This window comes from Corynebacterium sp. ACRPS, from assembly GCF_022346005.1.
Taxonomy (GTDB): Bacteria; Actinomycetota; Actinomycetes; order Mycobacteriales; family Mycobacteriaceae; genus Corynebacterium.
In genome coordinates, this window is record NZ_JAKRMY010000001.1 from 33,159 (window position 1) to 45,356 (window position 12,198).

The 12,198-nt window shown below is 59.8% G+C and carries 11 protein-coding genes; 7 read left to right on the forward strand and 4 right to left on the reverse strand.

Going from position 1 to position 12,198, the window contains the following annotated elements; genetic code table 11:
- Positions 1-30: 30 nt before the first annotated feature.
- The 6 genes from MHX65_RS00160 to MHX65_RS00185 are packed head-to-tail and all read left to right on the forward strand — an operon-like array spanning position 31 to position 7,211.
- Positions 31-1,623, forward strand: coding sequence for a choice-of-anchor M domain-containing protein (locus tag MHX65_RS00160; protein WP_239267660.1), 1,593 nt, complete (start codon positions 31-33; stop codon positions 1,621-1,623).
- The gene (locus tag MHX65_RS00165; protein WP_239267662.1) at positions 1,623-3,128 is read left to right on the forward strand and encodes an anchored repeat ABC transporter, substrate-binding protein; all 1,506 of its coding nucleotides are present in this window, start codon (positions 1,623-1,625) and stop codon (positions 3,126-3,128) included. Before MHX65_RS00160 ends, MHX65_RS00165 begins: the two co-directional genes overlap by 1 nt.
- Entirely contained in the window at positions 3,121-4,011 is an 891-nt protein-coding gene (locus MHX65_RS00170; protein WP_239267664.1) for a choice-of-anchor M domain-containing protein, read from the forward strand. The genes MHX65_RS00165 and MHX65_RS00170 overlap by 8 nt, the downstream gene beginning before the upstream one ends.
- Positions 3,998-4,732, forward strand: coding sequence for an anchored repeat-type ABC transporter ATP-binding subunit (locus MHX65_RS00175; protein WP_370657774.1), 735 nt, complete (start codon positions 3,998-4,000; stop codon positions 4,730-4,732). Before MHX65_RS00170 ends, MHX65_RS00175 begins: the two co-directional genes overlap by 14 nt.
- The gene (locus MHX65_RS00180) at positions 4,729-5,649 is read left to right on the forward strand and encodes an anchored repeat-type ABC transporter permease subunit (RefSeq protein ID WP_239267668.1); all 921 of its coding nucleotides are present in this window, start codon (positions 4,729-4,731) and stop codon (positions 5,647-5,649) included. Before MHX65_RS00175 ends, MHX65_RS00180 begins: the two co-directional genes overlap by 4 nt.
- Positions 5,646-7,211, forward strand: coding sequence for a choice-of-anchor M domain-containing protein (locus MHX65_RS00185; protein ID WP_239267670.1), 1,566 nt, complete (start codon positions 5,646-5,648; stop codon positions 7,209-7,211). Before MHX65_RS00180 ends, MHX65_RS00185 begins: the two co-directional genes overlap by 4 nt.
- 24 nt (positions 7,212-7,235) lie before the next feature.
- On the opposite strand, the gene MHX65_RS00190 is transcribed toward MHX65_RS00185, so the two are convergent.
- Positions 7,236-8,342 carry an alpha/beta hydrolase family esterase gene (locus MHX65_RS00190; RefSeq protein WP_239267672.1) on the reverse strand — a complete coding sequence of 369 codons (1,107 nt, stop codon included), beginning with the start codon at positions 8,340-8,342 and terminating at the stop codon, positions 7,236-7,238.
- Positions 8,343-8,450: 108 nt separating this feature from the next.
- Here MHX65_RS00190 and MHX65_RS00195 point away from each other — a divergent pair, with 108 nt between their 5' ends.
- A complete protein-coding gene (locus MHX65_RS00195; protein ID WP_239267674.1) occupies positions 8,451-9,554 on the forward strand; it encodes an isochorismate synthase in 1,104 nt (367 codons plus the stop codon).
- Between the two features lie 10 nt (positions 9,555-9,564).
- Here MHX65_RS00195 and MHX65_RS00200 read toward each other — a convergent pair whose 3' ends face one another.
- From MHX65_RS00200 to MHX65_RS00210, 3 genes are all read right to left on the reverse strand, one after another.
- Positions 9,565-10,083 (reverse strand): class I SAM-dependent methyltransferase, encoded by a 519-nt coding sequence (locus MHX65_RS00200; protein ID WP_255716810.1) that lies wholly within the window; start codon positions 10,081-10,083, stop codon positions 9,565-9,567.
- Between the two features lie 106 nt (positions 10,084-10,189).
- Complete coding sequence (locus MHX65_RS00205) at positions 10,190-11,002, reverse strand: fumarylacetoacetate hydrolase family protein (protein ID WP_239267678.1); 813 nt, start codon at positions 11,000-11,002, stop codon at positions 10,190-10,192.
- Between the two features lie 115 nt (positions 11,003-11,117).
- A complete protein-coding gene (locus MHX65_RS00210; RefSeq protein ID WP_239267680.1) occupies positions 11,118-12,137 on the reverse strand; it encodes a 3-isopropylmalate dehydrogenase in 1,020 nt (339 codons plus the stop codon).
- Positions 12,138-12,198: the final 61 nt, after the last annotated feature.

The following is a 12,198-nucleotide window of genomic DNA, read 5'->3' on the forward strand; positions in this document are numbered from 1 at the left end:
CAGCCCAAACGCTCTAAAGGAATAACAACCATGGATACCAACACCATTTCACGCACCAGAGCTCACCGGCCTGGCAGCCGCATCATCGCGGCGGTAATTACCGCCCTCATCGCGTTTTTCGTTCCGGTCACACCGGCCTTGGCCTTCGATGAGGTCTTTGATTCCGGACATATCGACGCGTTCTACGTCACGGCACCTGATGGCCAGCTACACCTATCCATGCAGGAAGATGTCACCGGCTCGCACGTCCAGCGCCCTGGCGATGACGTGCTGCTCCAGGTCGTGGAATCGGCATGGTCCGATGCCACCGAGGCCGTTCCCGAGATTGGAGAATCGACCTACTTCCTGCCCCAAACCCAAGACCCAAATATCATCTGGCCGGGCTGGGATACTCAGCCGGCACGCGATGGCGGATTCACCAGCGTTGACTTCGAATTCACCAATATCTCTGGGCCGGGCTCAGTCTATGTTTTTGAAACCTCTGGGTTCGGCAACGTCGGTGCCGTGACCAATTCCGGTTCGATGGAGCTGACCAGCGGCGAGGTTATTAACCAGCCGAGTCCTGCACACCGGCACGTCAACTGGGCCTTTAGTGAGGCAGGTACCTATGAGATGACTGTTCAGGCCTCCTCTAATGGCCAAACCAGTAACGCAGTGACCTATACCTGGCAGGTAGGCGAAGGCGGAGAGACAGTCTCCGGTCACCGTTCTGCGGGCGGTTCTGGCGAGGCAGATAACTCCGGCAATGACGCTGGACACAGCAATTCCGAGGGTGGCCAAGGCGGCAACGCTGCAAGCGGCGGACAGTCCACGGATCCAGAGTGCCGTCCGGGTATTATCCCGCAGATTAAAGACGATACGGTCTCGCCGCCGCAGTGGCGCGATGCCGATGGCGCAACTTTTTACCTCTCCGATAATTCCAGCGTCGAGCTGCCAGAAGATGTTGGACCTGTTTCGGCCGGCCAAGCCTGGATGATTGGTTCTACGCAGGTCGATGGCGTGCCGTGGCTCGGTGCGAATACCCAGAGCCCCTCCATGCGCGAACACATTCCAGGTGATGTTACTTGGGAGCTCGTCGATATGAAGGGCCCTGGTGCCATGATGGTCTACAGCCAGGGTGGCCTGGGCAAAATCGTCGGCGATGAATGGTTCCGCGGCGCGAACGGCGCTGTGGAAGGCAGCTACAATATCGCCCCCAATACCCACGTGCACCCTAACTGGGTCTTCGAAAAGCAGGGCACCTATGACGTGACGATCCGCCAGGTGGCCCAGACCTCTGCCGGCAAGCAAGTAGCAGGCCAAGCAACGCTGCACTTTGTCGTCGGCGGTGGCAGGCCAGATGGCTCCTTCGATAATGGCCACTTCGACCTGGGCGCGGAAGTGAACCCGGATGGCGGCGACTGTGGTGTTGGCGCCGCAGCCGGCGCGGGCTCTAATGGTTCCGGTGCTGGCCAGGATGGCGCTGGCGGTTCCGGTGCGAATACGTCCGGTAAGGGCAGCAACGCGGCTCTTGCCAATACTGGGACCCCCACCATGCCTCTCGGAATCGGTGTGCTCGGCCTGGGCATGCTGTTCCTTGGCCTGGGTATTGCACGACTCGCTGTCGCGAGGGCAAAGAATTAATGCCAGTGCCCCACTACCGTTTCGTACCGCGCGGGCTGCAGGCCGTAGGGGCGCTCTGTAGCGTCTCCCTCCTCGCGGCAGGCTGCACGACCTCGGCAGCGGTGGATACCTCTGATCGCTTCAGCGTGGTTGCGACGACGCCGATTCTGGCGGATATGGCCCGCCACGTCGCAGGCGAGGATGCCTCGGTCACCGGCCTTATCCCAAGCGGAAAGGACCCGCACACCTTTGAGCCGACGCTGCGCACGGTGCGCAACGTGGCCAATGCGGATCTTGCCTTGAGCAATGGATACCTCTTGGAACCGCAGTCCCTGATAGATACCTTGCACGAGTCCACGGATGCGCCCGTGGTAGAGGTCGCTGACTCCGCCTCCACCCGCGGCGCTACCCTCGTGCCGCTGGTAGAAGATGTCTCCCTGGATGCCATCTGGTTGGGCCTGCGCATTAGCGGTGCCGAGCAGCGCAACTCCGGCGTGGATTTCCGCATGGTCTCTGCCGAGGGGCCAGGCGATGTCGCAGCCTACGTGGTCTCCACCTTCGGCACGCCGGAAGTGCTGTTTAATAGCGCCGATGGCATCGACTCAGGCGAAGATGCGGTCACCCTCCCGGCCAACGCGCACACGCACGTCTCGTGGGGTTTTTCGGAGCCGGGCATCTATAAGCTGGGCTTTCAGGCAGATGGCACTGAGGTAGAGCATCTAACCGTCGCGGTAGGCGTGAACCCGCCGGAAGATGTGGATGTCATTGATTCCGGCCACGTGGATATTGCCGCTGATGTGGCTAAGGGATCTATTGATCTGCGCGATCAAGACCAGCATTTTGATCCCGCTGATACCGCGGTGGCGGTCCCCTCCTCGGTATTGCAGCCCATTCCGCCGGATCCCGCCTACCGCTTCTTGGGAACCCCCGGTGCGGATACCTACCTGCTCCCCCAAGCGGTCTTAGGTAAACACATCCACGGCGAAGTGGACCCGCACCTATGGCACAACGTGGACAATGCCATTGCCTATGTCGATGTCATCGCTGAAGAAATGGCGAATGCGGATCCGTCGCACGGCGCCGATTACCGCGCCCGTGCCGAGTCCTATATCGCAGAACTGCGCGAGCTTGACGGGTATGTGGACCGCGCGATCTCTTCCATCCCGCAGAGCAACCGGCACTTGGTCACCACCCACCACGGCTATGCCTACTTAGAGCAAGGCTATGGCCTGTCGGTGGCTGGGTTCGTGACGCCCAATCCCGCCATTGAGCCTTCGCCACGGGAGGTCATTGCCCTGCGCCGGACGCTGGAGAACCTGCACCTTCCCGCGGTCTTTGTGGAGCCCGTGGAACAGGCTAGTGCCAGCACGCTGAAGGAGGCCGCCGCGCAGCAAAACGTGGAGCTGTGCCCCATTTACGGCGACACGCTTGATGATGCCGTGCCTACTTATATCGATCTCATGAAATTCAATGCTGACTCGCTGCAGCGTTGCCTACATCCTTCGAATGGAGATAACCATGCTTAACCTTGCCTCTCGAACCGTTACCCGCGCGGCCACTCGCACGGCAGCCTGCATCGTCACCGCCGGCTTAGCCGTATCCGCAACGCCTGCTTGGGCCGACGACCTCGCGCAGGTGGTCGGCGCGGATGAAACCGTGGCGCCCGAGGGCGAAGAAAAGGTCATCGATGCGGGCCACGTTGACATCGGCACGCTGCTGGATGGCTCCGATGCCGAGCTATTGGCCCGCGATGATGCAGGCGATTCCCCGGTGTGGCGCCACCTTGATGACCTGGTGTTCTCAGTAGGCGACGCGGCCCAGCAAACGCTGCCGGATACCGATGAGTTCAGCTTCGTCGGTGCACAATCTGGCGAGGATGTCTGGGTTGTCCCGCAGACTGAGCAGGCCGGCGTCCCGTGGCTGGGGTGGAATACCCAGGCGCCTTCGCTTGTCGATAACGCTGATCGCGGCGTCACCATGGAATTCCTCGGCCACTCCGGCCCAGGGGATTTTTCCCTCTTCTTGCAAAACGGCGGCTTTGAGGCACCCCAGCTGCTGTGGTCTACGGCAGAAAAAGGCGAGTCTGAGTTCTGGGTAGACCTCAATACGCACACCCACGCCAACTGGACTTTTACGGAGCCGGGCACCCACCAGGTGGGTATCCGGATCAAGGGTGAAACCACAAACGGCGAGGAGTTTAGTACCGATGGCGTGCTGACCTTCGCCGTGGGCGATGGCGCAGCCATCCAGGCCGCCCAGGATGCGGAGTGGAGCCCAGCAGACGCCACGACCGAGGATTCTTCCCTACCGGTATGGGTGTATGTCTTGGTCGGCGGCGGAATTATCGTGCTGATCGCCGGTGTTGCCGTGCTCGTGAAATCTCGTAAGCGAGGCGATGGCCATGTCTAAGCCGTGCATTCAGGTGCGCGGATTGCAGGTAGCGCTATCTGGCCGCACCGTGATTGAGGACGCCAACCTCGAGGTAGGTACCGGTGAATTCATTGGGCTTCTAGGCCCCAACGGCGCGGGCAAGACCACGCTGATGCGCGCCATTTTGGGCCTAATCCCCTCCTCCGGCACGTGCACCGTCACCGGCTCTGTGGGCTATGTTCCCCAGCGCCACGAGGTGGAATGGGGCTTTCCCATCAACGTGTACCGCACCGTGCTCAGCGGGCGGACCGGACTCATCGGGTGGTTCAAGCGCCCTAAGAAAAAGGATCATGCCGCCGCTGCAGAAGCGCTGCGCTTGGTGCATATGGAGGAATTTGCCTCCCGGCCCATCGAGGAGCTTTCCGGCGGCCAGCGCCAGCGCGTACTGATCGCCCGCGCCCTCGCCATTCAGCCGGAGGTCTTGCTACTCGATGAACCTTTTACCGGGCTCGACGCCCCGAATACCGAGGCCCTTTTGGAGCTTTTCGCCGAGCTTGCGGCGCAAGGAAAATCCATCGTGATGTCTACCCATAACCTGTCTGAGGCGGCGCACACGTGCAAGCGCCTCGTGCTATTTAATCGCACGGTCATTGCAGACGGCCCCGCCGAGGAGCTTTTGGCCGAGAAAGATCCGTGGACCCACGCGTTTGGCGTCAGTGCCTCGTCCCCGTTGCTCGCTGCGATTGGAGTGGCTGCATGATTGATATCTCATTTATCGATTTCCTGCGGGATTTAACCAATCCCCACCTCGATTTCCTAGCCCGGGCAGTGGGCATTTCGCTCATCGCCGCCATCGTGTGCGGAATCATCGGCTGCTATGTGGTGCTGCGTGGCATGGCCTTTATTGGTGATGCCGTCTCACACGCCGTGTTCCCAGGCCTGGCCATCGCCTTTGCGCTGCAGACCTCAGTCCTCTTGGGCGGGGCGGTTGCCGGCGCGGTCGTCGCGGTGCTTATCGCCGCGTTTTCGCAACGCAACCACGTGCGCGCGGATTCCATTATCGGCATCTTTTTTGCCGCCGCCTTCGCCTTAGGCATGGTGATCATCTCGCGCACGGATGGCTATAGCGCATCGCTCACCAGCTTCCTCTTCGGTTCGCTCACCGGCGTTTCGCGCACAGATATCACCGTCGCCGCGAGCGTCTGCCTCGTGGTCCTAGCCGTGGTCGTGGCCTTTGGCCCGCAGCTCAATGCCACCTGCTTGGACCGGGAGACCGCCCGCGCCATGGGCCTGCCGGTCTTTGCCCTGGATATCATCCTCTACCTGTGTGTGACCGCCGCGGTGGTCATTTCCGTAAGCACGATCGGCAATATCTTGGTCCTCGCCCTGCTGATTACCCCAGCCGCCACGGCGCGCCTGCTGACGGCCAACCTCACCACGATGATGTTCCTCTCGGCCATCATCGGTGCCGTCTGCAGCTTCTTCGGCATCTATTTGGCGTGGGCCATCGATCTTCCCGCGGGCGCGACCATCGTGCTCACGCTCACGGTCCTCTTCCTCATTGTCTGGGCCCTGCATCCCTTCCTGCGCTCTCGCCGCAAACCGGGCCACTCTTCTCCTCGCGTGCCAGCTAACGCCTCCGAGAACACCCCACGAAAGGAAACCATCGAATCATGAAACCCTTGTGCCGTACCGCTCTTGCCCTAGGCACCGCCGGATTCCTCAGCGTGGGAACCCTCACCGGTGTGGGTCTACCCTCTTCCGTTATGGCCACCGCGCATGCCGCAGAGACCTGCAGCGCAGAGGACTTTATCCGCATCACCGAAGGCCACCAAGACATGGCGCTCAAGGATGAAGGCGGGGATATCAGCTTTGTGGTCAAAGACGACCAAAAAGAAAAGGAATACCAGTCCGAAGAATTCGCGGTAGAGGTAGCGGAGAAGAACAAGCAGCGTATTTCTGATCTCAACATCCCTTCCCTGCCTGACGAGGGATGGGTGCTCCCGCAAACCCAGATTGAGGATGTTCCGTGGCTGGGCTTTAATACCCAGGAACTCTCGGAGGAATACCTCGGCTCGAAGCAGACCGCGACCTTGAGCATGGCCATCGCGTCTGGCCCAGAGGATGGGCGCATCGTGGCCTTCCAAAACGAGGGCATCGGCGATCTCAAGGTCCGTATGGATACCGAGGACGGCACCGCTTGGGACTATCCGGGCAGGTCCCACTCCCACCCTGCCTTCGCTTTTACCAAGCCGGGCACCTACGCCGTGAGCTTTACCTTTGAGCTTCCCGATGGCTCCCGCCACCACCTGCACGCCGGATTCCTCGTGGGAGATGACGCGGATCCAGCAGAGCTGTGTGGTGTGGACTACGACGAGTCCGATGATGCCGAGGGAAGCGTCCCTTCCGATGGAACCTCCCGCCCGAAACAGCTGGCCAAGGACATCAGGGGAGTAGATAAAGCCATCGCGGGCCTGGATAAGGAGCTGGAAAATACTTTGAAGGAAGGCCAAAAATTCCTCGAGGGCGATAAAAAGAAGGAGAAAGATTCCAAGGATAAATCCGGCGATAAGCCGTCTAAGCAGGGCCAGTCCGGTGGATCCGGCGGCTCCGGTGGGAAGGCCGCAGAGAAAAATTCTGGTTCGAAGCAGGGATCCAACCAAGGCTCCAAGTCTGGGTCGAAGTCCGGTTCCACCAAGGGCTCTGCTCGCGGTTCTGGCCAGAGCAAGACTAACCAAGCCCACGGTTCTGGGGCAGGCTCTGGTGCTGCGTCGCGCAATTCGGGTGGGGGCTCATCGAAGGGATCATCGGCAAGCAGCGGCTCTCGCTCCGGTTCTAAGGCTGCGCACTCCAAGTCCGGCGGAAGTTCTGGCCAGAAATCCGCGGGCAAGTCCTCCCCGCAATCCAAGAGCAACAAGTCTAAGGACAGCAAATCAAAAGGAACGAAGTCTGGAAAGCACAGTTCAGCTCCTGCGCCCAACGCGTCTGCAGGTGGCAAGAACCAGAACAATGAAGCGCTTGCCGGTGCCGCCTACACCGCCTCACTGACCAAGAGCAGCTTTTGGGCGGGCATCTTGGCGGGGCTCGGCGCATTCGCCCTCGTGCTAGGAATTGGCCTGTTGGTCTATGTCCAATTCTTCCGCAAGAAGAAGCAAGCTGGAGAACAGTCTGAGCAGCCAGAACAGCCTGGGCCGCCGCAAGCAGATGATGCCACGACGCAGATCCCGCGCGTCGACTAGAAGCTCTAAAAGTACTGCCTAGGGCTACACACGTGTCTTGGTGGAAAGGAAGTCCCACACAACATTCGGGGTATCCGGTTGCCAAAACCACGTGTGTTCAGCAGGCACCTTGATCAATTCCACGTCCTTGTGGCAACCGTTGAAGTTCAGGCGCTCGGCTCCTCCAACCTCCGCCTGGGTTTGGAAGGTCATTTCGCAGCGATTGCGGTTAAGATAGCCTCCCAAGACTGTGCGCACGGGAAGATAGCCAGCTTCGTGCCGGTCGCCGCCTTCATAGGTCATCATCTGATCGTGGGTGCCATGCATGATGAGTGTATGCATTGGCGCGTCGCCGCAATTGGTTTCAACGGGGTTATAAAAAGCTCCGGAGACCATGGCAACCGCAGCAAACGTATCTTGCGCGTGACAGCCCAAGACGGAGGTGAAACCGCCTCCATTGGACATTCCCGTGGCGTAGACGCGATTGCGATCCACATGATAGTCCGCATCCACCGCATCCAAGATGTGCTTGATGAAGCGGATATCTTCGCCATCATGGGTTTTGGCATATGGAGCTGCTTCCCAAGCGCGTTCGTAGCCCTCCGGGTAAATGATGATGGCCTCATCGGTGGCTGACGTATTTCCCATTCGTGCGTAACTAGAGAAATTTTCCGGGGAATCTCCCCAACCGCCAAATCCAAAAAGCACCGGGGATGGCTTCTCGGGAGAGTAGTGATCCGGGATACGCACGAGGTAGCGACGCTGTTTTCCCTCGTGTTCCATTTCAAGCGACTCCATAGTTCCCGGTGCAATGGCCGGATCAGGATTAATGCCGGGATCAGCAGAAGGCATGGGTGGAGTCGGCTCCGAATTGCCCGGATGTGGTGACTCACCGGGAGCGGACGTATGCTCCTCAGGATTGCGGGGAGTCGATTCAGTGACACCTTCTGGGAGCAAATGCGAGCCATCTGGTTTTGGAATCACGGGCTCGCCGGAGTGGTGGTCTTGTTCTGGCACAGGTTCCGGGTGCGTCGGTTGTACCGGCGATCCGGCGCCTTCTTGTTCCTGCGCCGTCGCCGGCACACTTATGGCGGCGCCTATCACTAGGAGCGAGGTCAAGAGATAGGTAAATCGAAGAAAAACTTTAGTCACAGTAGCCACTTTGGTAACAATAGTTACATCGGTTGTGTCACAGGGTGCCCACACGCTTGGCGAGGGCAATTTCTACCAACTTTTAACGAGGCACTAAGCTAGATCCCCATGCACGAAGACAGACCAAGCACCGCCCCCGATTTCTTGCTCTCCCGGGCAACGGGGTCTGTCCGTACCCAAGGTGCGCGGAAAACCTTTACCAGTGCCGAAACCGCGGTTGACGCCTTGCACCGAGGCGAGGCCGAGATGGTCGTTGGCGCCATCCCCTTTGACTCCGATACCCCCGCCGCCCTGACTGTTCCAGAATCGATCATCCGCGAAGACGGCCCGCTAGAACCACATGCGTTCTACCGCAATCAAACCCTCAATTCCCGCGTCGTGGGCTTTGACCCTGAGCCCGAAGAACACCTGCGCCGCGTGGAGGCGGCCATCGGCACCATCGAAACCTCGAAGCTAGAAAAGGTGGTTCTCGCCCGCGCGGTCGATATCGAATTTGCCTCCCCCATCGATCCCAGGCTGGTGGCCGCGCGCCTTATCGATCTCTCCGTCAACCGCGATGGCTTCATTGCGGATCTCTCGCCCGCAGGCCGCCCAGGGGCCATGCTGGTCGGTTCCTCTCCGGAGGTGCTCATCAAACGGCAAGGCTCGACCGTGTCTGCATTCCCGCTCGCCGGCTCCACCCCGCGCCGGGCCAATAAGGCGGCAGACCACATTGCCAGCCAAGACCTCTTGCACTCCGCCAAGGATTTGCTGGAGCATTCCTTTGTAGTAGAACACCTGCGCACTGTATTAGAACCGCTGTGCAGCAGCCTCGATATCCCCGAGACCCCGCAGCTCATACACACCAATGAGATGTGGCACTTGGGCACGCCGGTCACCGGCACGTTGCGGGATAAAGACCTCACCGCCCTGGAACTGGCAGAAGTAGTCCACCCCACCCCCGCAATCTGCGGCACGCCGACGGAAGCGGCGCAGGCGCTTATCGAGACCGCTGAGACCGACCGCGGCTTCTATGCCGGCACCGTCGGCTGGTGCGATAGCTCCGGCGATGGCGAATACATGGTAGCCATCCGTTGCGCGGAAGTTGCCGGCGATGGCCTCTCCGCCCGCGCGTGGGCCGGCGGCGGCGTGGTCGGTGCTTCCAATGCCCAAGCCGAGCTGGAAGAAACAACCGCCAAGCTCCAAACAATCCTCCGCGCGCTCAGCCTTTAAACGGTGCGGCTTAGAGCCGTTTCGCCACGAGGACCACGTCGCTTGTGTGGTGGGATCCGGCACCGCTAGTAACATGGCGCGACGATCGCCGCAGGGTCTGCACCGTCAATTCGGTAAGATTATCCGCCAGCCATTCCGGCATGGCAATCTCTTCTGACTCCATATCATGGTGAACATAGAGCAAGGTTCCACCCGGGGCGACGAGTCTTTCTAACAGCGCCACTTCCCCTGCGGTGGCACGGACGCTGCCGTAGTGAACGGTAACCAGGTCAAAAGAATCGTGGCTAAATTCATCAAAGGTAGCAACCTCGGCGGCAACTCCACGTGCCCTAGTCCGCGCTACGGCAGTAGGAGCAAAATCGATGCCGAGCACCTGCCAGCCACGATCCTGTAGCCACTGCGCATCAGCGCCTTCCCCACAGCCGATATCGAGTGCGGTACCTGCCGGAAGGTCGCTGACATAGTCCACCAGCGTGGCATTCGGGCTCCCTGACCACACCTGCGCGGTGGCACGGTAGCGCTCCTCCATCTCCTGCGCGCTCGGCGCGGACCCGCGGTGGCCTTGATGTGAATGATCCGGCACGCCGTTCTCCTTCTACCAATACCTCACCAGCGGCAGCTGACGCGAGATGAAACTATTGCGCCCTAGAGATGGTATTGCGCAAAGTACCAACCCCTGGGATCTCAATTTCAATGGTATCGCCCGGCACCATCGGTGCGGTTCCTGCTGGCGAACCGGTAGTGATGACATCGCCAGGCAGCAAGGTATAGGCGGCAGAGATTTCTTCCAAGATGCCGCCCATCTTGACGATCATCTGATCCGTATTGGAATCCTGCTTCTGCTCACGGGAACCATCGTGGGTCAGGTAAGCATTGATCTTCTGATCATCAAGATCCAAGCTATCCAGGTCCGTTTCAATCCACGGGCCCAGCGGGCAGAAGGTATCAATACCCTTGGCGCGCGCCCACTGGCCGTCCTTGAACTGCAGGTCGCGGGAGGAAACGTCGTTGCAGATGGTATAGCCCAGCACGTGGTCTTTCCAGTTTTCAGCCTGGATATTCTTCGATGGCTTGGAAATAACCACGGCCAGCTCACCCTCAAATTCCACGTTGGTGGCATAATCGGGAATCTTGATGGCCTCATTCGGGCCGATAACCGCAGTCGATGGCTTCAAGAAGATGGTTGGTGGCAGCTTATCGGAGGACTTCTTGAATACCTCCGCGACGTGGTCGGCATAGTTGCGGCCGAGCGCCACTACCTTGGTGGGCAAGGTCGGCGCCAACAGTCGCACCTCGCCCAGCTTCCATTCCCGGCCGGTGGGCTCCGGCGGGGTAAATGGAGTGCCGGAGATTTCTTTAGCTACGAGCTCCTCCATCGGGGCATCTTGTGGCCCTTCAATGATGGCAAAGCAAATTCCTTCTGGGTGTGCAATTCGTCCTAAACGCATAACGGCCATCCTACTAAAAGGTAGCCTTTACATGTGTGCAAAGTTTGCGGTGTTAATTTGCAAAGATTATTCAGTTCCCTGACAACACCGCATTCATGCGAAGGACTTCTTACGCTTAAGCCTGCAGGCTCTCCGCGATGCGGTCCCCCACCTCAACGGTCTTGATTGGGGCATCGCCGCGCTTGGCGATGTCCTCCGCCACCGCCTTTTCAATCCTCTGCGCATTGCCTTCATCGCCCAGCTGCCGCAAGAGCATCGCTGCCGACAAGATGGCCGCGGTCGGATCCGCGATGCCTTGTCCGGCGATATCGGGCGCCGAACCGTGCACCGGTTCAAACATGGAGGGGTTTACACCCGAAGCATCGATATTGCCCGAAGCAGCCAGCCCAATCCCGCCGGTAATAGCGCCTGCTAAGTCCGTTAAGATATCGCCGAAGAGGTTATCGGTAACGATGACATCGTAGCGGGACGGCTCCGTCACCATGTAGATCGTCGCGGCATCGATGTGGTTATAGTCCACTTCCACCTGCGGATACTCTGCCGAGACTTCTTCTACCGTGCGGTGCCACAGATCGCCGGCGTTGACGAGGACATTCGTCTTGTGCACCAGGGTGAGGTGATTGCGGCGCTGCGATGCCCGCTCAAAGGCGTCCCGCACCACGCGCTCCACCCCGAAGCGGGTATTTTGCGAAACCTCGCTGGCTACCTCGTGCGGCGTTCCTTCCCGCAGCGTTCCGCCATTGCCGCAGTACAGACCCTCGGTGCCTTCTCGCACCACGACGAAGTCAATCTCGCCCGGGTTATCCAGGGGCGAGTGGGCCGTGGGATACAAGATGGAGGGGCGCAGGTTCACGTGCTGATCGAGCGCAAAGCGCATCTTCAATAACAGGCCACGCTCCAGGACGCCCGGGGGGACCTCGCCGGGTGCGCCGATGGCGCCCAGCAAAATGGCATCGTGTTCGCGCAGGCTAGCCAGGTCCGCGTCTGTTAAAAGCTCGCCATTGCGCAGGTAGCGCCGCGCGCCCAGGTCATAATCGGTGGTTTCAATATCGCTGCGCACCGCCCGCAGCACCTTCAGGGCTTCCGCCGTTACTTCTGGCCCAATGCCGTCGCCGCCAATAACCGCTAATTTCATTAGATAGGATTCCTTTCTCACATAGTGGATTAGGCTTTAGCTTACCAAAGGAAACCCGCCC